The sequence below is a fragment of the Pseudomonas sp. 15C genome, assembly GCF_055484735.1.
In genome coordinates, this window is the sequence record NZ_JBUDGD010000006.1 from 88,193 (window position 1) to 109,087 (window position 20,895).

General features: G+C 59.6%; 18 protein-coding genes and 3 tRNA genes. 17 read left to right on the top strand and 4 right to left on the bottom strand.

Annotated elements, in window-relative coordinates; all coding sequences use genetic code 11:
- Positions 1–24: 24 nt before the first annotated feature.
- The 12 genes from tpiA to ACYYKW_RS05785 all read left to right on the top strand — a co-directional run bounded on the left by tpiA (position 25) and on the right by ACYYKW_RS05785 (position 10,548).
- Positions 25–780, top strand: a complete 756-nt coding sequence (gene tpiA, locus ACYYKW_RS05730) for a triose-phosphate isomerase (protein ID WP_464989636.1) — start codon at positions 25–27, stop codon at positions 778–780.
- A 4-nt stretch (positions 781–784) separates the two neighbouring features.
- On the top strand, positions 785–1,171 hold the full coding sequence (gene secG, locus ACYYKW_RS05735; RefSeq protein ID WP_093104776.1) for a preprotein translocase subunit SecG: 387 nt from the start codon (positions 785–787) through the stop codon (positions 1,169–1,171).
- A gap of 22 nt (positions 1,172–1,193) precedes the next feature.
- Positions 1,194–1,279: transfer RNA gene (locus ACYYKW_RS05740), tRNA-Leu, on the top strand.
- Positions 1,280–1,376: 97 nt separating this feature from the next.
- Positions 1,377–1,453, top strand: a tRNA-Met gene (locus ACYYKW_RS05745).
- A 139-nt stretch (positions 1,454–1,592) separates the two neighbouring features.
- Positions 1,593–2,051 (top strand): ribosome maturation factor RimP, encoded by a 459-nt coding sequence (gene rimP / locus ACYYKW_RS05750; RefSeq protein ID WP_048385666.1) that lies wholly within the window; start codon positions 1,593–1,595, stop codon positions 2,049–2,051.
- Between the two features lie 47 nt (positions 2,052–2,098).
- Complete coding sequence (nusA, locus tag ACYYKW_RS05755; protein WP_093104773.1) at positions 2,099–3,580, top strand: transcription termination factor NusA; 1,482 nt, start codon at positions 2,099–2,101, stop codon at positions 3,578–3,580.
- A gap of 27 nt (positions 3,581–3,607) precedes the next feature.
- Positions 3,608–6,136: a translation initiation factor IF-2 gene (gene infB, locus ACYYKW_RS05760; RefSeq protein ID WP_093104770.1), complete on the top strand. Its 2,529-nt coding sequence runs from the start codon at positions 3,608–3,610 to the stop codon at positions 6,134–6,136.
- Between the two features lie 159 nt (positions 6,137–6,295).
- Positions 6,296–6,697, top strand: a complete 402-nt coding sequence (gene rbfA / locus ACYYKW_RS05765) for a 30S ribosome-binding factor RbfA (RefSeq protein WP_016771753.1) — start codon at positions 6,296–6,298, stop codon at positions 6,695–6,697.
- A 4-nt stretch (positions 6,698–6,701) separates the two neighbouring features.
- Positions 6,702–7,619, top strand: coding sequence for a tRNA pseudouridine(55) synthase TruB (truB, locus tag ACYYKW_RS05770; protein ID WP_024011571.1), 918 nt, complete (start codon positions 6,702–6,704; stop codon positions 7,617–7,619).
- Between the two features lie 144 nt (positions 7,620–7,763).
- Positions 7,764–8,033 carry a 30S ribosomal protein S15 gene (rpsO, locus tag ACYYKW_RS05775; protein WP_016771751.1) on the top strand — a complete coding sequence of 90 codons (270 nt, stop codon included), beginning with the start codon at positions 7,764–7,766 and terminating at the stop codon, positions 8,031–8,033.
- A 204-nt stretch (positions 8,034–8,237) separates the two neighbouring features.
- A complete protein-coding gene (pnp, locus tag ACYYKW_RS05780) occupies positions 8,238–10,343 on the top strand; it encodes a polyribonucleotide nucleotidyltransferase (RefSeq protein ID WP_090281714.1) in 2,106 nt (701 codons plus the stop codon).
- Positions 10,344–10,472: 129 nt separating this feature from the next.
- Positions 10,473–10,548, top strand: a tRNA-Thr gene (locus ACYYKW_RS05785).
- A gap of 7 nt (positions 10,549–10,555) precedes the next feature.
- Here ACYYKW_RS05785 and ACYYKW_RS05790 read toward each other — a convergent pair.
- Positions 10,556–11,050 (bottom strand): hypothetical protein, encoded by a 495-nt coding sequence (locus ACYYKW_RS05790; RefSeq protein ID WP_090281715.1) that lies wholly within the window; start codon positions 11,048–11,050, stop codon positions 10,556–10,558.
- Positions 11,051–11,325: 275 nt separating this feature from the next.
- Here ACYYKW_RS05790 and ACYYKW_RS05795 point away from each other — a divergent pair, with 275 nt between their 5' ends.
- Positions 11,326–11,625: a DUF6388 family protein gene (locus ACYYKW_RS05795; protein WP_093104769.1), complete on the top strand. Its 300-nt coding sequence runs from the start codon at positions 11,326–11,328 to the stop codon at positions 11,623–11,625.
- An 81-nt stretch (positions 11,626–11,706) separates the two neighbouring features.
- On the opposite strand, the gene nadC is transcribed toward ACYYKW_RS05795, so the two are convergent.
- Positions 11,707–12,555 (bottom strand): carboxylating nicotinate-nucleotide diphosphorylase, encoded by an 849-nt coding sequence (nadC, locus tag ACYYKW_RS05800; protein ID WP_464989637.1) that lies wholly within the window; start codon positions 12,553–12,555, stop codon positions 11,707–11,709.
- Between the two features lie 387 nt (positions 12,556–12,942).
- Here nadC and ACYYKW_RS05805 point away from each other — a divergent pair, with 387 nt between their 5' ends.
- The 4 genes from ACYYKW_RS05805 (at position 12,943) to ACYYKW_RS05820 (ending at position 18,779) form a co-directional block, all read left to right on the top strand.
- The gene (locus tag ACYYKW_RS05805) at positions 12,943–15,123 is read left to right on the top strand and encodes a DUF1631 domain-containing protein (protein WP_464989638.1); all 2,181 of its coding nucleotides are present in this window, start codon (positions 12,943–12,945) and stop codon (positions 15,121–15,123) included.
- A gap of 64 nt (positions 15,124–15,187) precedes the next feature.
- Positions 15,188–15,748, top strand: coding sequence for a 1,6-anhydro-N-acetylmuramyl-L-alanine amidase AmpD (gene ampD, locus ACYYKW_RS05810; RefSeq protein WP_093104766.1), 561 nt, complete (start codon positions 15,188–15,190; stop codon positions 15,746–15,748).
- Positions 15,745–16,584: a regulatory signaling modulator protein AmpE gene (ampE, locus tag ACYYKW_RS05815; RefSeq protein ID WP_336356792.1), complete on the top strand. Its 840-nt coding sequence runs from the start codon at positions 15,745–15,747 to the stop codon at positions 16,582–16,584. Before ampD ends, ampE begins: the two co-directional genes overlap by 4 nt.
- A 1,490-nt stretch (positions 16,585–18,074) precedes the next feature.
- Positions 18,075–18,779, top strand: coding sequence for a methyl-accepting chemotaxis protein (locus ACYYKW_RS05820; RefSeq protein WP_464989650.1), 705 nt, complete (start codon positions 18,075–18,077; stop codon positions 18,777–18,779).
- Between the two features lie 117 nt (positions 18,780–18,896).
- Here the strand turns inward: ACYYKW_RS05820 and ACYYKW_RS05825 are convergent, their stop codons facing one another.
- Both ACYYKW_RS05825 and cra read right to left on the bottom strand, forming a co-directional pair.
- Entirely contained in the window at positions 18,897–19,673 is a 777-nt protein-coding gene (locus tag ACYYKW_RS05825; RefSeq protein ID WP_093104763.1) for a TatD family hydrolase, read from the bottom strand.
- A 3-nt stretch (positions 19,674–19,676) separates the two neighbouring features.
- Complete coding sequence (gene cra / locus ACYYKW_RS05830; protein WP_093104762.1) at positions 19,677–20,672, bottom strand: catabolite repressor/activator; 996 nt, start codon at positions 20,670–20,672, stop codon at positions 19,677–19,679.
- Positions 20,673–20,895: the final 223 nt, after the last annotated feature.

Sequence of the window (20,895 nt, forward strand, 5' to 3'; positions counted from 1 at the left end):
CCACTTTGACCGACGAGGTACAGCATGCGTCGCCCTATGGTAGCTGGTAACTGGAAGATGCACGGTACCCGCGCCAGCGTCGCTGAGCTGATCAACGGCCTTCGTCATCTGGCCTTGCCAAGCGGTGTTGATGTTGCGGTATTCCCGCCTTGCTTGCATATCAATCAAGTGATTGATGGCTTGAAAGGCAAGTCGATTTCGGTCGGCGCGCAGAATTCTGCGGTGGAAGCCATGCAAGGTGCACTGACCGGTGAGATTGCTCCCAGTCAGTTGGTGGATGCAGGTTGTTCCCTGGTGCTTGTCGGGCACTCCGAACGCCGCCAGATAATGGGCGAGCGCGACGGGATGCTGAATCGCAAGTTCGCAGCGGCACAGGCATGCAGCTTGATTCCGGTGTTGTGTGTAGGGGAAACCCTCGAGCAACGTGAAGCCGGTAAAACTCTTGAGGTTGTCGGGCGTCAGCTGGGCAGCATCATCGAGGAGCTGGGTGTCGGTGCCTTTGCCAAGGCAGTCATTGCTTACGAGCCTGTCTGGGCCATTGGTACCGGACTGACTGCAACTCCGCAACAGGCTCAGGATGTGCATAAAGCCATTCGCGAGCAGTTGGCGGCAGAGAATTCTGAAGTCGCACGAGGTGTGCGGCTTCTATACGGCGGCAGCGTGAAGGCGGCCAATGCGGCCGAACTGTTCGGCATGCCGGATATCGATGGGGGGCTCATTGGTGGAGCTTCCCTGAATGCAGATGAGTTCGGTGCGATCTGTCGCGCCGCGGGAAACTGAGAAAATGCTGGAAACAGTCGTAGTCGTTTTTCATCTGCTGGGTGCATTGGGCGTAGTTGCTCTGGTTTTGCTGCAGCAGGGTAAGGGTGCGGACGCTGGCGCGTCTTTCGGAGCAGGTGCTTCAAATACTGTGTTCGGAAGCCAAGGTTCCTCTACCTTTCTTAGTAAGTTTACTGCTATACTTGCCGCCGGTTTCTTCATAACCAGCTTGGGGTTAGGTTACTTTGCTAAAGAGAAGGCTCATCAGCTGACTCAAGCAGGTTTGCCAGATCCAGCAGTGTTGGAAGTGCCTAAGCAACAACAACCGGCTTCTGATGATGTCCCGGTGCTTCAAGAGCAAAGGTCGGCTACTCCAGCGACTGACGTACCTCCAGCTCAAGAGCAGAAGTAAGAAGGGTTTCAAACGTAGTTTTGCCGAGGTGGTGGAATTGGTAGACACGCAACCTTGAGGTGGTTGTGCCCATAGGGTGTAGGGGTTCGAGTCCCCTTCTCGGTACCAATTAGTCAGGAGAGCCCGCTGTTGCGGGCTTTCTTGCAGGTGGAAGGTTACATTGACCCTATAAGGGATCGGTCGTATACTTCCGCCCCAGCTTTGTCGCGGGGTGGAGCAGTCTGGTAGCTCGTCGGGCTCATAACCCGAAGGTCGTCGGTTCAAATCCGGCCCCCGCAACCAGTTTAAGGAGCCCCTTTTCAGGGGCTTTTTGTTAGCTGGACACTTTCAACGCCGCTGTTCGACGGCGTTTCAAGGATGGGCGTTATGCCCATTTTTTTATTTTGCAAAGCATGCACATATCATGCACTAGGGGGTTCAGGTGTCGAGCAAGCTAGAAGAGTTGCAGGCCTTGCTGGCCCCGGTGGTCGTGGCCCTGGGCTATGAATGCTGGGGTATCGAGTTTTCGGCTCAGGGTCGGCACTCGATGTTGCGCGTTTATATCGATAAAGAGGGCGGCGTGCTGGTGGACGATTGCGCCATTGTCAGCCGTCAGATCAGCGGTGTACTGGATGTTGAAGATCCGATCGCCGTTGAATACACCCTTGAAGTTTCCTCGCCAGGCATGGAGCGCCCACTGTTCACTCTTGAGCAGTTCGCCCAGTTCGTTGGTGAACAAGTGAAGATCAAGCTGCGCTCGCCTTTTGAAGGTCGACGCAACTTTCAGGGCCTTCTGCGCGGTGTAGAAGAGCAGGACGTCGTGGTGCAGGTAGATGACCATGAATTCCTGTTGCCGATCGATATGATCGACAAGGCCAACATTATTCCCAGTTTTGACTGAGACGCGGATCCCGCGGATCCAATGGCTTGCGAAAGGCGAGGCGTACGATGAGCAAAGAAGTACTGCTGGTTGTTGAGTCGGTATCCAATGAAAAGGGCGTACCGGCAAGCGTAATTTTTGAAGCGCTGGAGCTGGCTCTGGCCACTGCTACCAAAAAGCGTTTTGAAGACGAAGTTGACCTGCGTGTGGAAATTAACCGCCACACCGGTTCTTACGAGACTTTCCGTCGCTGGACGGTCGTTGAAGAGGATGATCTCGACGATCCGGCCATCGAAACCTGGCCAAGCAAGGTTGCCGAAACGCATCCGGGTGCCAAGGTCGGCGACGTCGTCGAAGAAAAAATTGAATCCATCGAGTTCGGCCGCATCGCTGCACAGACTGCCAAGCAGGTCATCGTGCAGAAAGTTCGCGAAGCCGAGCGCGCTCAAGTGGTTGACGCCTATCGCGAGCGCCTGGGAGAAATCATCTCCGGCACCGTGAAAAAAGTTACCCGCGACAACGTGATCGTCGATCTGGGCAACAACGCTGAAGCGTTGCTGGCCCGCGAAGACATCATCTCTCGCGAAACCTTCCGTGTCGGCGTGCGTCTGCGTGCGCTGCTCAAGGAAATCCGCACCGAGAACCGCGGCCCGCAGCTGATCCTGTCGCGTACCGCGCCGGAAATGCTGATCGAGCTGTTCCGCATCGAAGTGCCGGAGATTGCCGAAGGCCTCATCGAAGTCATGGCAGCGTCCCGTGATCCGGGTTCGCGCGCCAAGATCGCCGTTCGCTCCAAGGACAAACGCATCGACCCGCAGGGCGCTTGCATCGGTATGCGCGGTTCGCGCGTCCAGGCAGTGTCGGGCGAGTTGGGCGGCGAGCGTGTTGACATCGTGCTGTGGGACGATAACCCGGCCCAGTTCGTGATCAACGCCATGTCCCCGGCCGAGGTTGCGGCAATTATTGTCGACGAGGATGCCCATGCCATGGACATCGCCGTTGGCGCAGATAACCTGGCTCAGGCCATTGGTCGCGGTGGTCAGAACGTGCGTCTGGCCAGCCAGTTGACTGGCTGGACCCTGAACGTGATGACCGAATCGGACATCCAGGCCAAGCAGCAAGCGGAAACCGGCGACATCCTGCGCAACTTCATCGATGAGCTGGAAGTCGACGAAGAGCTGGCGCAGGTGCTGGTTGACGAAGGCTTCACCAGCCTGGAAGAGATTGCCTACGTACCGGTGGAGGAGATGCTCAACATCGACGGCTTCGACGAGGATATCGTCGACGAGCTTCGCGCTCGTGCCAAGGATCGTTTGTTGACCAAAGCCATCGCTACTGAGGAAAAGCTGGCAGACGCCCATCCGGCCGAAGACCTGCTCTCGCTTGAGGGCATGGACAAGGATTTGGCGATGGAACTGGCGGTGCGCGGCGTAATTACCCGCGAAGACCTGGCCGAGCAGTCTATTGACGACCTGCTCGACATCGACGGCATTGACGATGATCGTGCCGGCAAGTTGATCATGGCCGCCCGAGCCCACTGGTTCGAGTAATTAGGCGCGGCCTGAGGAGAGAAGTGCATGACGCAAGTCACGGTGAAACAACTGGCCGATGAGGTCAAAACACCGGTAGAGCGCCTGTTGCAGCAGATGCGTGAGGCAGGTCTGCCGCACACCGCCGCCGACGAAAATGTGACTGACAGTGAGAAGCAGTCCCTGCTGACTCACTTGAAAAGCAGCCACAAGGCGAAAGTGGAAGAACCACGCAAGATCACGCTGCAGCGTAAAACCACCAGCACCCTGCGGGTGGCTGGTAGCAAGAGCATCAGCGTAGAAGTTCGCAAGAAGAAAGTTTTCGTACAGCGCAGCCCGGAAGAAATCGAAGCCGAGCGCAAGCGTGAACTGGATGAGCGTCGCGCAGTAGAAAATGCTGCCCGTCAGAAGGCTGAAGAAGAAGCCAAGCAGCGCGCCGAAGAAGAAGCGCGTCGCCAGCCTGCTGCTGCGCAAACCGCTGCCAGCGACGCCGTTGCGGCACCGGCTGCCGTGGCCGAGCCTGTGCGCGAAAGCGCGCCGGTGGCTGCTGCTCCAGCGCCGTCTGCTGACGTTCGCAACAAGCAGAACGAACAGCGCCGTCCGGACAAACCGCGTGCCGACGACAACAATCGTCGCAGCGGCGGTGGTGATGGCGAGCGTAAAAACGCTCCGCATCGCGCATCGGTCAAGGAAAAAGCCCCGGCTCCACGCGTGGCGCCACGCACTACCGACGAAGAAAGCGATGGCTTCCGTCGCGGCGGTCGCGGCAAGGCCAAGCTGAAGAAGCGCAACGCCCACGGTTTCCAGAGCCCTACTGGCCCTGTCGTGCGTGATGTGCAGATCGGTGAGACCATCACGGTTGGCGATCTGGCCAATCAGATGTCGGTCAAAGCGGCTGAAATCATCAAGTTCATGTTCAAACTGGGTACCCCAGCGACCATCAACCAGGTGCTTGATCAGGAAACTGCTCAACTGGTAGCCGAAGAACTGGGCCACAAAGTGACCCTGGTCAGCGACACCGCCCTGGAAGACTCCCTGGCCGAGTCCCTGAAGTTTGAAGGTGAGTCGTTCTCCCGTGCTCCTGTCGTGACCGTAATGGGCCACGTTGACCACGGCAAGACGTCCCTGCTCGACTACATCCGTCGTGCCAAGGTAGCTGCTGGCGAAGCCGGCGGTATCACCCAGCACATCGGTGCGTACCACGTTGAGACTGATCGCGGCATGGTCACCTTCCTCGACACCCCGGGTCACGCTGCGTTTACCGCAATGCGTGCCCGTGGTGCCAAGGCGACCGACATCGTGATCCTCGTGGTTGCAGCCGACGACGGTGTGATGCCGCAAACCATCGAAGCAGTCCAGCATGCCCAGGCAGCTGGCGTGCCTCTGGTGGTTGCGGTGAACAAGATCGACAAGCCGGGCGCCGATCTCGATCGCATCCGCAGCGAACTGTCGGTTCACGGCGTGACCTCCGAAGATTGGGGTGGCGACACACCATTCGTTCCGGTATCCGCGAAAATGGGTACTGGCGTGGACGAGCTGCTTGAAGCCGTCCTGCTGCAGGCCGAAGTTCTCGAACTGAAAGCGACTCCATCGGCTCCTGGCCGTGGTGTGGTGGTTGAATCGCGTCTCGACAAAGGTCGTGGCCCGGTAGCCACCGTGCTGGTTCAGGACGGCACCCTGCGCCAAGGCGACATGGTTCTGGTCGGTTCGAACTATGGCCGCGTGCGTGCCATGCTCGACGAGAACGGCAAGCCGATCAAGGAAGCCGGTCCTTCCATCCCTGTCGAGATCCTCGGCCTGGACGGTACCCCGGACGCTGGCGACGAGATGAGCGTGGTTGCCGACGAGAAGAAGGCCCGTGAAGTGGCTCTGTTCCGTCAAGGCAAGTTCCGCGAAGTCAAACTGGCTCGCGCTCACGCCGGCAAGCTGGAAAACATCTTCGAAAACATGGGTCAGGCCGAGAAGAAGACGCTCAACATCGTCCTCAAATCCGACGTCCGTGGTTCGCTGGAAGCGTTGAACGGTGCCTTGAATGGCCTGGGCAACGACGAAGTTCAAGTGCGCGTAGTGGGCGGCGGCGTCGGTGGTATCACCGAATCCGATGCCAACCTGGCACTGGCTTCCAACGCTGTACTGTTCGGCTTCAACGTGCGTGCCGATGCTGGCGCACGGAAGATCGTCGAGCAGGAAGGTCTGGACATGCGTTACTACAACGTGATCTACGACATCATCGAAGACGTCAAGAAAGCCCTGACCGGCATGCTCGGCAGCGATGTTCGCGAGAACATCCTGGGTGTGGCCGAAGTGCGTGACGTGTTCCGTTCGCCGAAGTTTGGCGCGATCGCCGGTTGCATGGTGATCGAAGGTGTTGTGCACCGTAACCGTCCGATCCGTGTACTGCGTGAAGACATCGTTATCTTCGAAGGCGAGCTGGAATCCCTGCGCCGCTTCAAGGATGACGCTTCCGAAGTACGTGCCGGCATGGAATGCGGTATCGGCGTGAAGAGCTACAACGACGTCAAAGTCGGCGACAAGATCGAAGTCTTCGAGAAGGTTCAGGTTGCTCGCAGCCTCTGACTCGCGCACTTCAAGGGCCACGATGCGCCGTAGCATGCAAATGCGCGGTGCAGCGTCCGGACTCTAAACGCAACGCCCGGTCTGGCATTTGTCAGGCCGGGCGTTTGCCGCTTTCAGACCTTGCGGGTTTCACCGCTGGGCAGTAACAGGTAACAAATCATGGCAAAAGAATACAGCCGTACCCAACGTATCGGCGATCAGATGCAGCGCGAGCTGGCTCAACTGATCCGTCGCGAAGTCAAAGACCCACGCGTGGGTCTGGTCACCATTACCGCAGTGGAAGTCTCCCGTGACGTCGGTCACGCGAAGATCTTCATCACCGTGATGGGGCAGGACAACGCCGAAGACATCGCGCAAAGCATCAAGGTGCTGAATGCCGCCGCAGGTTTCCTGCGCATGCAACTGGCGCGTGAAATGAAGCTGCGCAGCGTGCCGCAATTGCACTTCCACTACGACGAATCCGTCGTGCGTGGCGCGCATTTGTCGGCGTTGATCGAGCGCGCCGTGGCTGAAGACAATCAGCACGTCGCGGCGCCTGCACCTGAAGACACCAAGGAGTAACTCGGTGGCTCAGGTCAAACGTATCCGTCGTAACGTCAGCGGCATCATCTTGCTCGACAAGCCGCTGGGGTTTACCTCCAACGCCGCGTTGCAGAAGGTGCGCTGGCTGCTCAATGCCGAGAAGGCCGGTCACACCGGCAGCCTCGACCCGCTGGCCACCGGTGTGCTGCCGTTGTGCTTCGGCGAAGCGACCAAGTTCTCGCAGTACCTGCTCGATTCCGACAAGGGTTACGAAACCCTGGCGCAACTGGGCAAGACCACCACCACGGCGGATGCCGAAGGTGAGGTTTTGCAGGAGCGCCCGGTGACCGTTGGTCGCGCCGATGTCGAAGCGGTTTTGCCGAAATTTCGCGGTCAAATCAGTCAGATACCGCCGATGTACTCGGCGCTCAAGCGTGATGGCCAGCCGCTGTACAAGCTGGCCCGTGCAGGCGAAGTAGTGGAGCGCGAACCGCGTTCTGTTACTATTGCGCGCTTGGAATTGCTGGCCTTCGAAGGCGATACTGCGCGTCTTGCGGTGGACTGCAGCAAGGGCACCTATATCCGCACCCTGGTGGAGGATATTGGTGAGCAACTCGGTTGTGGTGCGTACGTCGCAGAATTGCGCCGTACCCAGGCCGGGCCTTTCACCCTCGCGCAGACGGTGACCCTCGAAGAGCTGGAAGCGGTACATGCCGAAGGCGGCAACGAAGCGGTCGATCGTTTCCTGATGCCATCGGACAGCGGCCTGCAGGATTGGCCGTTGCTGCATTTCTCGGAAGCGAGCGCGTTCTACTGGCTCAACGGCCAGCCGGTACGTGCCCCGGATGCTCCGAAGTTCGGCATGGTACGGGTACAGGATCACAATGGTCGCTTCATCGGCATCGGTGAAGTGAGCGAAGACGGGCGCATTGCGCCACGTCGTTTGATTCGGTCGGAATGACCGGAGCCGGCCTGCGTCACAGCAGGTCGGCGAGTGTGGCTGTCAACAGGCACGGTCACGACTCATTTATAGATACAGGGATTTGTCCCTGGCCTGTTGAAACTGTTTTTTTGAAACAGTTTCCTGATAAGGAAGGATTGCCTCATGGCTCTCGACGTTCAAGAAAAAGCTCAAATCGTTGCTGACTACCAGCAAGCTGTTGGTGACACTGGTTCGCCAGAAGTGCAAGTTGCACTGCTGACCGCCAACATCAACAAACTGCAAGGTCACTTCAAGGCCAACGGTAAAGATCACCACTCCCGTCGTGGTCTGATCCGCATGGTAAACCAGCGTCGCAAGCTGCTGGACTACCTGAAAGGCAAGGACGTGAGCCGGTACGCCGCTCTGATCGCTCGCCTGGGTCTGCGTCGCTAATCAGCGATTGCGCTATGAGGTTGGTTGTCTGCAAGTCGTCAGCGGTTCGCCGCTGGCGCCTTGCAGGCTCCCAGCCTCAAGTTTTATCTGCGGCATGGCTTTACCTGTAGCACCCGGACAATCCACATCGGGCCGATTCCCGAGATTGCCCAAGAATTCGCAAGAAACCGTTTCCCCCAAGAGCCACAAAGAAGGTAGGACACCGTGAACCCGGTAATCAAAAAATTCCAGTTCGGTCAGTCGACCGTTACCCTCGAGACTGGCCGTATCGCCCGTCAGGCCTCCGGCGCAGTGCTGGTCACCGTTGACGACGACGTCAGCGTATTGGTGACCGTTGTCGGTGCCAAGCAAGCCGATCCGGGCAAGGGCTTTTTCCCTCTGTCCGTTCACTACCAGGAAAAGACTTACGCTGCCGGTAAGATCCCTGGCGGTTTCTTCAAGCGTGAAGGCCGTCCTTCCGAGAAAGAAACCCTGACTTCCCGACTGATCGACCGTCCGATCCGTCCGCTGTTTCCTGAAGGCTTCATGAACGAAGTGCAGGTTGTCTGCACCGTCGTTTCCACCAGCAAGAAGACCGATCCGGACATCGCTGCGATGATCGGTACCTCGGCTGCCCTGGCCATCTCCGGCATTCCATTCGACGGCCCGATCGGCGCCGCGCGCGTGGCTTTCCATGAAAGCACCGGCTACCTGCTGAACCCGACTTACGAACAGCAAGCCGCTTCGAGCCTGGACATGGTCGTTGCCGGTACTTCCGACGCCGTGCTGATGGTTGAATCGGAAGCCAAAGAGCTGACCGAAGACCAGATGCTGGGCGCGGTACTGTTTGCCCACGACGAGTTCCAGGTGGTGATCAACGCTGTCAAGGAACTGGCCGCTGAAGCTGCCAAGCCAACCTGGAACTGGGCTCCACAGCCTGAAGCCACCGAACTGCTGGGCGCTATCCGTGCCGAGTTCGGCGACGCGATCTCCCAGGCTTACACCATCACCATCAAGGCCGACCGCTATGCGCGTCTGGGCGAGTTGCGTGACCAGGTGGTTGCCAAGCTGTCCGGCGAAGAAGGCCAGCCTTCGGCTGCTGAAGTCAAAGCTGCTTTCGGCGAAATCGAATACCGCACCGTTCGCGAAAACATCGTCAACGGCAAGCCACGTATCGACGGCCGCGACACCCGCACCGTACGTCCGCTGAACATCGAAGTCGGCGTTCTGCCAAAAACTCACGGTTCGGCACTGTTCACCCGTGGCGAAACCCAGGCGCTGGTCGTTGCAACACTGGGCACCGCCCGTGACGCACAACTGCTGGACACCCTGGAAGGCGAGAAAAAAGACCCGTTCATGCTGCACTACAACTTCCCGCCGTTCTCGGTAGGCGAGTGTGGTCGCATGGGTGGCGCTGGTCGTCGCGAAATCGGTCACGGCCGTTTGGCCCGTCGTTCGGTTTCGGCCATGCTGCCAGCCGCTGACGTGTTCCCGTACACCATCCGTGTGGTTTCGGAAATCACCGAATCCAACGGTTCGAGCTCGATGGCTTCCGTCTGCGGCGCTTCCCTGGCTCTGATGGACGCCGGTGTACCGATGAAGGCGCCGGTTGCCGGTATCGCCATGGGTCTGGTTAAAGAAGGCGAGAAGTTCGCCGTCCTGACCGACATCCTCGGTGACGAAGACCACCTCGGCGACATGGACTTCAAAGTAGCCGGTACCGCCAAAGGCGTGACCGCGCTGCAGATGGACATCAAGATCAAGGGCATCACCGAAGAGATCATGGAGATCGCTCTGGGCCAGGCCCTGGAAGCGCGCCTGAACATCCTCGGTCAGATGAACCAGATCATCGGTCAGTCGCGTACCGAGCTGTCGGCCAACGCACCGACCATGATCGCGATGAAGATCGACACCGACAAGATCCGTGACGTCATCGGTAAAGGTGGCGCGACCATCCGTGCGATCTGCGAAGAAACCAAGGCTTCGATCGACATCGAAGACGACGGTTCGATCAAGATCTTCGGCGAAACCAAGGAAGCTGCAGAAGCGGCTCGTCAGCGCGTTCTGGGTATCACCGCCGAAGCCGAGATCGGCAAGATCTACGTCGGCAAGGTTGAGCGCATCGTCGACTTCGGCGCGTTCGTCAACATCCTGCCGGGCAAGGACGGTCTGGTGCACATCTCGATGCTGAGCGACGCTCGCGTAGAGAAAGTCACCGACATTCTGAAAGAAGGCCAGGAAGTGGAAGTGCTGGTACTGGACGTGGACAACCGCGGCCGTATCAAGCTGTCCATTAAAGACGTGGCAGCTGCCAAGGCTTCGGGCGTTTAATCACCCCCTGCCTGTAGCGCAATGAAAATGCCCCACCGTGCAAACGGCGGGGCATTTTTTTGCCCGCGAAATACCCGGACATTCTGCGAAGTTGCCGGACCACAAGAGCGGTGCTAGTTTTAGCGCACCGCCCGTGTAGCTCAGCCGGTAGAGCAGCGCACTCGTAACGCGAAGGTCGCAGGTTCGATTCCTGTCTCGGGCACCATCCTCGCTTATTTCACCTTGCGGCTCAGATCCTCGACGGTACGTTTGAGCTGATCCATGGCTCGATCCTGATCGTTGACCTTCTGCTTCAAGCTGGAAATCTCGCTGCTGCTGGAATTGGAACTGGAGCCGCTGTTGCGCTTGAGGTCTTCAACCTGACGGCCAAGGGATTCGAGTTCACGGTCCTGTTCCTTGACCTTGTTCTTCAGTTCGTCCAGCTCCCTGCCGCTGGAGCTTGAGCTGGAACCGCCGCTGCGCTTGAGCTCTTCGATCTGCTGTGATTGATCTTTGAGGGTATCGCGCATCTTTTGCAACTCATCGATGCTGATATCGCTTTTGATCACGACGGTCTTGCCATAGTCGTTGTGGATCAGTGAAACCTTGTCGCCATAGGACGGGCTGCTGGAACTCAGCTCAACGGCCATGGCGCTGGCCGGCAGGGCCAGGGCAGCAATCAAAGCGGTAGTGGAGACAACAGCGGAGATTTTCGAGAAGCTGCGCATCACTGGTTTTCCTTGTGAACAGCGTAAGTGAGTGCCGATGTGGCACATCGCTATGACTCGAGATCGGCATTTATGTTCCGCAAGTCAGCTTTTTGTGCGAGAGATGTAAAGAGCCGTGTAATTCGTCATGCAAACGTCCTATATTCGGTGCCTGCATGAGCATCGCTTAGCAGTTTTCAGATGATCCCGAATGGTTCCGAAGGCCGGCCAAGCCGCGTCAGAGAGATCCTTGATGATCCAGATCCATCCTCCATTCCCAGATCAACGAGAACGCCATGACTGAATTAACTCAAGAGCAGCGTCACCAACAAGCGCTGGAACAATACCTTCTGGACGTGCCCGATCTGAAGGAAGAGATCAAGGACCTGAGTCCCGATGATCAGAAAGACCAGATTCAGTGGGCCTTTGAAGACGAAGCCGAGGCTCAGGGCTTGCAGCCTTGGGAGTTGACGCTCAAGTACACGAGCACGCCGGAAGAGTTCGAGGCCCAACGCCTCGTACTGCATAAAGAGGCGGCTGAAGTATTGGGTGTCGAATGGGATGAGTACTGCGAGATGAACAACCTCGTCGTCTAAAAGCAGCTACAAGTTTCAAGCGGCAAGCTACAAGTCAAAGCAAAAGCGCTGTGGCTTGTAGCTTGAAACTTGCCGCTGCTGTTAGAGGCTGAGGCGCATCGACAGGTCCACTGCTTTCACATCCTTGGTCATCGCACCAATCGAGATGTAATCCACCCCGGTTTCGGCGATCGGCAGCAGCGTGCTTTCGTTGATGCCGCCGCTGGCTTCCAGCTTGGCTTTGCCGCCGTTCAGGCGCACGGCTTCGCGCATGTCGTCGAGGCTCAGTTCATCGAGCATGATGATGTCGGCGCCGGCATCCAGTGCTTCTTTCAATTCCTGCAGACTTTCCACTTCGATCTCGACCGGTTTGCCCGGGGCGATCTTGTGCGCGGCGACGACGGCTTCGGTGATGCCGCCGCTGGCAGCAATATGGTTTTCCTTGATCAGGAACGCGTCGTACAGACCGATGCGGTGGTTATGGCAGCCGCCACAGGTCACGGCGTATTTCTGCGCCAGACGCAGGCCCGGCAGGGTTTTGCGCGTGTCGAGCAACTTGACCTCGGTTTGCCCGACGAAATCGGCCAGGTACTGCGCGCGCGTCGCCACGCCGGAGAGCAGTTGCAAAAAATTCAGCGCGCTGCGTTCACCGGTCAGCAGCGAACGCGCCGGGCCTTCCAGATGGAACAGCGGCTGATTGGGTTTGACCCGTTCGCCATCGATCACTTGCCAATGCACGGCGACGCGCGGATCGAGCTGACGAAATACCGCATCGACCCACGCCGTGCCGCAAATGACGGCGTCGTCACGGGTAATGATGGTGGCTTTGGCCAGACGTTCGGCCGGGATCAGTTGTGCGGTGATGTCGCCGCTGCCGACGTCTTCGAGCAACGCACGGCGCACGTTGGCTTCGATTTCGGCGGTCAGATCGGCGAGACGTAGATTCGGCATAACGGGCTCCACAAACAAAGTGGCCCGATTATAGGGGTACGGCGCGAGCCAACCCAAGGTGAGAACAGGCGTGCCGGCCTGCAGCCGGTCGATTTTCTTTGAGCAAACCGGCGATATCGTGGTCATTGAAGGGGCGTTGCTAGGGGAAACCCTGACGGCTATGGCGCGGGTGACACGTTATGAAAGATAATCCGCCTTGCATTTGACGTCATGGCATTGACGTCTGATGTCGCCAGAATGGGCTGGGACTTGTGGGAGCGAGCCCGCTCGCGAATGCATTTTTTCAGTGACATTGATGCGGCTGACACACCGCCATCGCGCGCAGGCTCGCTCCCACAGGGGATCGGGGTTACTTGATCGAACGAATCACCGTTTCAGGAGGCTTGGATGCACAGCGACGGAAAAGTAGTGCCTTTGCACAAGGCTGCTATCGATCAGGCGAATCACTCGCCGCTCGCCCGCCTGCCGGTGATTCTGCTTCAGGTCCGCGACAAGGCCGCCCAGCAATTGCGCCACGGTTTGCAGGAGCTGTTCGATAACGCCGATGACACCCTGTTCGAAATGGCCGATCGGGCGCGCAACGATGTCGAGCAGAACATCTTTTTCGAAGCCATGCGTGACCTGCGCCTCAAGCGCAAACACATCGAACGCGGCTTTCTCGAACTGTTTTTCGAAGCCTTCGTCGGCCTGACTCAATACGACCCCACCCAGAATGCCTTGCCGCGCACGCTGCTGTTCGACGAGGCGGCGCCGCGCACCGACGACATGGAGCGCAGCGTGGCGATCGAGACCATGGTCCGTCGCGTGCTCAAGCGTGACGGCTTCGCCCTCGATCAGTTGACGGCGCGGCTCAACGCGTTGCTCGGCAAGACCCTCGACGATCAACACAACCCCCTCGGCCCGGCGCTGCTTTGCGAATTCTTCCTGCAGGCCGGACGCAATCTGGGCGTGGAAATCAAGGTCAAGCTGATCCTGCTCAAGCTGTTCGAACGCTATGTCCTGGCCGAAACCGAGCAGTTGTACGCCGAAGCCAATCAACTGCTGCTCGCCACCGGCGTGCTGCCGGAACTGAAACCAGCGCCGGCGCGGCGTGCGCTGGATCGAGCGGCCGCCCAGGTCGAGCGCGACGAGCGTGAAGATTCGCCGCCCGCCGATGACGATGTGCAGGAAGTCTTCGCCGCGTTGCAGCAGTTGCTCGTGCAGGTACGTGGCACGGTCGCGCCAACCCTGGAGCCGAGTGTCGCGGCGCAACCGATCTCCACCCGCGACTTGCTGCGGCTGCTCTCGCATCTGCAACACTACGTGCCGGCGCTGGCAACTCAGGATGATTTCGACCTGCGCAATCAGCTCGAACAATTGCTGACGCGGGTCAGTGTCAGGAGTGGCAAGTCGCGGATCGTCGGCGATGCGGATGAAGACGTGATCAACCTGATCGCCATGGTTTTCGACTGCATTCTCGAAGACCGCAATGTGCCGGATTCGCTCAAGGCGCTGATCGCCCGTTTGCAGATTCCGATGCTCAAGGTAGCGGTGCTCGACAAAAGTTTCTTCAGCCGCGGCACGCACCCGGCGCGGCGCCTGCTTAACGAAATTGCCGAGGCGGCGATGGGCTGGGGCGATTGCGACGGCGACGCGCGCGACAGTCTGTATCTGCGCATCGAACAAGTGGTGCAGCGCTTGCTCACCGATTTCGTCGATGACCCGGCAATTTTTTCCGAACTGCTGGCCGACTTTCTCGCCTTCACCAGCGACGAACGCCGCCGCAGCGAACTGCTGGAACAGCGTTTGCGCGATGCCGAAGAAGGCCGGGCCCGAACCGAACTGGCGCGGCGCCGGGTCGAGCAGGTGTTGAATCAGGCGTTGCTGGGCAAAACCCTGCCGCCGTCGGTGGTCACGTTTGTCGAGAACGCCTGGAGCAAGGTCCTGCTGCTGACCTGCCTGAAACATGGCGACCAGTCCGCCGAATGGCAGGCCGACGTGCAAACCATGGAACAACTGATCTGGAGCGTGCAGCGTCATGAAGACGCCGAATCCAGTCTGCGTCTGTTGGCGTTGGTGCCGGGCTTGCTCAAGTCGTTGCGTGATGGCTTGACCAGCTCAGCATTCGATCCGTTCGCCACCAGCGAGTTTTTCAGCGAACTCGAAGCGCTGCACGTCAGTGTGCTGGAGCGTTCCGCCGAAGCCGATCAAGCCGCGCCCATGGTCGAGGTGTCGCAAAAGATCGTGCTGCCCGCCGCCGACGAGGGCGACACCACGTTGCCAACGGTGCGCCTGCCCCACGATGACCCCGGTCTGCGGCAGGTCGAGCAATTGCGAGTGGGCAGTTGGGTGGCGTTTACCGAAGACGACGAGCATACCCTGCGCTGTAAACTCGCCGCGATCATCGAAGCCACCGGCAAATATGTCTTCGTCGATCGCACCGGAATGAAAGTGCTCGAGCGCAGCAGGACCGCGCTGGCCCTGGAGTTGCGCCGCGGTGTTGCACGTGCGCTGGACAATACCTTGCTGTTCGACCGTGCGCTGGAGTCGGTGCTGGGCAATCTGCGCCGACTCAATCGCGCCAAGTGATCGCGCGCCGGTGGCCGATCACGGCATACTGGGCGCCAACACAGTCGGCGTTGAAGGAATCGGTATGCAGTTGGATCCCGCTAGCGGGTGGTGTCACGGGGTGCAGGTCTGCCCATCGCCCAACTTCAATGAACGCCCGAGCGGCGAAATCTCCTTGTTGGTCATCCACAACATCAGCCTGCCGCCGGCGCAGTTCGCCACCGGCAAGGTCCAGGAGTTTTTCCAGAATCGTCTGGATGTCACCGAACATCCCTACTTTGCAGGGATTGCCGACTTGCGCGTCTCGGCGCATTTTCTGATTGAACGTGACGGCACGGTCACCCAGTTTGTCTCCTGTCTGGAGCGGGCGTGGCACGCGGGCGTCTCGGTCTTCGATGGGCGGGAAACCTGTAACGATTTTTCCGTGGGCATCGAGCTGGAAGGCACCGATGATCAGCCGTTCACCGATGCGCAGTACCAAGCGTTGATTGCCTTGACCCGGCAGTTGCAAAAGGCATTTCCGGCGATCACCGACGCACGCATCTGCGGCCACAGTGATATTGCCCCAGGGCGCAAGACTGATCCTGGCCCGGGGTTCGACTGGGCGCGTTACCGCGCGGCCCTGGCACAAGAGGAAGGACAATGAGTTTTCTGGTGTTACTGCTGGCGCTGTGGATCGAGAAGTTTTCGGCCTTGCGCCATCGGGTTCAACGCGATGGCGGATGGATCCGCGAGCTGCACAAACTTGAAAGCAGCCCGCGCATGGCGGGCAAACCGTGGCTGGTGCTGACAATACTGGTGCTGTTGCCGGTGGCGCTGCTGGCGCTTTTGCTGGTGGTGCTGGAGCCGGTGGCGTATGGCTTGCTGGCCTTGCCTGTGCATTTGCTGGTGGTGATTTACAGCCTGGGGCGTGGCGATCTGCTCGGCGGGCTCGGGCCGTTTCGCGATGCCTGGCGCCGCGAGGATCTGCAAGCGGCGGCGCATGTGGCCAAGCGCGACCTGAACATCTGCGCCGACAGCGGCGAGCAGTTGCTCGAACGCGTGCAGGCGCATGTGTTGTGGCAGGCCTATCAAAGCTTCTTCGCGGTGATCTTCTGGTATTTCGTCCTCGGCCCGGTGGCAGCACTGGCGTATCGCTTGCTGGCGCTGGCCCAGGAACACGGGCAAAACCCGGCGCTGGTCGAGCGCGCCGCGCAACTGCGCCATGCCTTCGACTGGTTGCCGGTGCGTTTGCTGGCGGCGAGTCTGGCGCTGGTCGGCAACTTCGTCGCGGTCAGTCGGGTGATGCTGCATGAATTGCTCAACTGGAACATCAGCGCGGCGCAGTTGATCAACCGGGTCGGCCTGGCCGCCGGAGAAATCCCGCCACCGGCGCTCGGGCCGGAAGGCATCAACACCCTCGACTGCCTGTGGGAACTGCTGCTGCGCGCAGCCGTGCTGTGGTATGCCGGTTTTGCCCTGTGGACCGTGCTGGTGCACTGATCCCGACGTGCCGAGGGCGTCATGCCCTCGGCATCGCTGCCGTTAACCTTAAGTTACAAAAACTCCCTTCGATTTGAGCTATACAGAGATAGCGCCCGATAGTGGCTATCTGCTGTCGCTGCGCGCCTGCCAATAAAAACAAGAAAAACCAAGGGAGACTTCCAGTGAAGAGCTTGCTCTATCCCGCCGTCTCGCTGATGAACCGCTTGAGCTTCGGCATGAAGTTCAGCCTGATCAGCGTGCTGTTTCTGGTGCCGATGCTGGTGACCAATTTCTATCTGGTGCGCGATTCCTATCGCGAATTCCAGGGCACCCGGATCGAGCTGCAAAGCCTCGACCTGCTGGGCAGCAGCCTGGCCCTGCGCCGCGATCTGGAAACCCTGAACAACCTGGTGCAGATCAACGTCACCCTCGGCCAGTCCGGAAAAGCGGGAAATGTCGACGCGCAGATCACCACCCTCGAACAAGCCGTGCTGACGCGCCTGCAAGGGCTGGAGGCGATGACCGACGACTCGGAGCAGATCAAGCTCTTCGATAGCAAGCGCGACGAGATGATCGCCGCGTTCAAGTCCCAGCAAGCGGAAAGCTCGCTGCAGAGCAAAAGCGCGCTGATCGGCAAACTGCTTGCGAGCGCGCAGATTTTCAGCCAGATCATCAGCAGTCAGGCGGGTTTGAGTCGCGACAACCAAGGCGATATTCGTCAGCTCGCTGAACTGGTGACGCTCGTGACGCCCAGCGTCACGCAAACCCTCGGCGAAGGCCGGGCGATGGGTTCCTACTCTCTGGGCCAAGGGTTTCTCAATAGCGCGTCGAGCACCCGTTTCGATGAACTGCTGGTGCAGATTGAAAAACTCCAGGCCGAATATGCCTTGAAACTGCAGGACGCCCTCACGTCCAGCAGCGCCGCGCGTGAGTTCCTCAATGCCCCGGCCGAGAGCAGCAAGGCATCGTTGAAACAGGCCAGCGAACTGTTCGAAGAGCAGGTGGTGATGGCCGATACCCTCGATGCGCCGTGGCAGGCGTTTTACGACCAGGTCACTGGGCTGATCGATAAGACCTACCAGCTCAATGACGCCACGCTGAAATTTCTCGACCGGCAATTACAGCAACGCCTGAGCGAGAACCGCACGCACATGGTCCTGCAGGCCGTGGCGCTGTCGCTGGTGTTTGTGCTGATTTTCTATCTCTACGGCGGCTTCTACGCCTCGACCCGCACCACGCTCAAACGCCTCGGCGCGATGATGGACAAAGTGGCGGCCGGCGACATGACCGTCAACTTCAAGGCCAGCAGCCGCGACGAGCTCGGCGAGTTGGGCGAGGTGTTCAATGGCACCGTGAAGAAGATTCACGATTTGATCGAGCGGGTCGGTCAGACTGTCGCTGAAGTCGAGCGTCAGGCCGGGCAGGTGGAAAACGTATCGGCGCAAAGCAATCAGGCGGTTGCCGGTCAGCGCACGCAGATCGAGCAAGTGGCGACAGCGATGAATCAGATGTCGGCCACCTCGCTGGAAGTCGCGCGCAGTGCCGCCGCCGCCGTGAGCAGCGCCCACAGCGTCAATGAAGAGACCGTCAGCGGCCGCGGTCTGGTCGAGTCGCAGCAGGGCAGCATTGCCGCGCTGGCCAGCGAAATCGACCAGTCGGTAATAGTCATCAATCAGTTGGCCAGCGACAGCCAGTCGATCAGCCGCGTGCTCGAAGTGATCAAGAGCATCGCCGAACAAACCAACCTGCTGGCGCTCAACGCGGCGATCGAAGCCGCCCGTGCCGGCGAGCAGGGCCGCGGTTTTGCCGTGGTCGCCGACGAAGTGCGCACGCTGGCCAAGCGCACCCAGCAATCGACCGAAGAAATCGAGCAGATGATCGCCAAGCTGCACGGCGGCGTCGGCGCGGCGGTGAAAGCCATGGGTATCAGCCATCAGATGGCCAACGGCACCGTCGACCAATCGGCCAAGGTGCAGCAGGCGCTGGAAAATATCCTCGGCGCGGTGGGCATGATCGTCGATCAGAACCAGCAGATCGCCGCCGCGGTTGAACAGCAGACCGCCGTGGCCCACGACATCGACCAGAACATCGTCGAAATCAACCGCGCCGGCGAGCGCACGGCGCAAGGTGCGCACCAGACCGAAGATGCCAGTCGGGCGCTGTCGGCACAGGTGGTGGAGCTTAAACAGCTGATCAGCGCGTTTCGCGTCTAGGCCATACGCCGATCCCCTGTAGGAGTGAGCCTGCTCGCGATAGCGGTGTGTCAGTTACAATTTTTTATCTGACACACCGCTATCGCGAGCAGGCTCACTCCTACAGGGGGCGATGTGTCACCAGCCAAATATTTCGCAGCAGTTGGCGGTGCTGCCGGCGGCCAGTTGTTCAGGTGCGATGTGCATCAATTCGGCCAGCGCCACACAAATCGCTGGCAAGTGCGCCGGGCTGTTGCGCTGGCCCGGATACATCGCTGGCGCCATGTCCGGTGAGTCGGTTTCCAGCACCACCGACTCCAGCGGTAACTGCGGCAGCACGCGGTGCATGCGCAACGCCTGCGGCCAGGTCGGCGCGCCGCCAAGGCCGAGTTTGAAACCGAGCTTGATGTACTCGCGCGCTTCTTCGCGGCTGCCAGCAAAGGCGTGGATGATCCCCGCGCGTTTGAGCTTGAAGCGCTTGAGCGTTGCGATGACCGCCGCGTGGCTGCGGCGCACGTGGATCAGCGCCGGCAGTTCGAAGTCCGCGGCCAATCGCAGTTGCGCCTCGAACAGCGTCTGCTGGCGCTCGCGGTCGAGGGTTTCGATGAAGTAGTCCAGACCGATCTCGCCCACCGCGCACAGCTGTCGATGACCGTGCAGGCGCGTCAGCCAGTCACCCAGGCTTTGCAGGTCTGCGGGCTGGTGCTGATCGAGAAATACCGGGTGCAGACCAAACGCCGCGTACAGATCCGCATCGCTCTGCACCAGATCCCACACCCGCTGCCAGTTACCGGTGTGCACGCCAAGCACCACCATTCGCCGCACGCCGAGGGCGCGGCTTTCGGCCAGCAACGCCGAGCGATCGGCGTCGAAGTCGGGGAAGTCCAGGTGGGTGTGGCTGTCGATCAGCTCCACGGTTCAGTCCCGGTGAATACGCTGCTTGAACGTACGCGCGATGGCTTGCACGCCGGGGGCGTACTCCGATTGTTCGACGGCGGCGAGCGCCAGTTCCAGCGCCTTGTCGGCGATCAACTGGTGCTGCTGGGCCATGGCATTGACCGGCAGCGGCAGGAAATCCAGCAGCTGCGTGTCGCCGAAGGTGCCGAGACGCAGCGGCCGCGATTTCAGCGGGAAGTCGTGCAGCGCATCGAACACACCCTGCAGCAAAACGTAGGATGTGGTGATCAGCGCGTCGGGCAAATGCCCCAGACGTTGCAGGAGTTCTTCCATCAGTTGCTGGCCGCATTCACGGCTGAAGGCCTCGGCGTGCTCGACCAGCACTTCGCCTTTGAAGTCACTCAATGCCTGTCTGAAACCGGCGGCACGTTCCTGGCTGATGCTCAGTTCCGGGCGCGCGCCGAGCAGCACGATCTGCTTCGGCTGCGGATCGAGCAGGCTCTGGGTCAGGTGCAGGCTGGCTTCGCGGTCGTCACTGATCACCGAGCAGAAATGCTCCGGCTCCATGACCCGGTCGATGGCGATGATCGGCAACCCTTTGGCCTGCAACTGCCGATAACTGTCATCGCTGGCTGGCAGGCAACTGGCGACGATCAACGCGTCGCAGCGCCTCGCGCGGAACAGTTGCAGCAACTGCCGTTCGCTCTCCGGCGCATCGTCGGAACTGGCGATCAGCAATTGATAACCGCGGGCTCGCGCGCCTTGCTCGAGCAGCTTGGCGATTCGCGCGTAACTGGGGTTTTCCAGATCCGGCAGAATAAAGCCCAGCGTGCGCGTATGCCGGCTGCGCAGGCCGGCCGCTTGCGGGTTTGGGGTAAAGCCGTGCAAGTCCACCACCGCGCGCACGCGCTCGACGGTCGCATTGCTGATGCGCTGCTGTTCGGCCTTGCCGTTGATGACGTAGCTGGCGGTGGTCACGGACACGCCGGCCAACCGCGCGATATCACTGAGTTTCAACCCGGGATTCCTTGTTTTTTCGAGCTTGCCTCGACATTTTCGCCAATCCTACCCGATTCGGGCAGACGACTTATGGCCTACGCACTTCCGACAAGTTGGACTTCAACGATGAGACATTATCGAGTAACGTGCCGATCAATCTAGATTAAACGTTTCAGCAAGCGTATTTTCTACGTTTTAGACGCCTTTGCCCGGTTCTGCCGTAAAACCGCCAAAACGACCG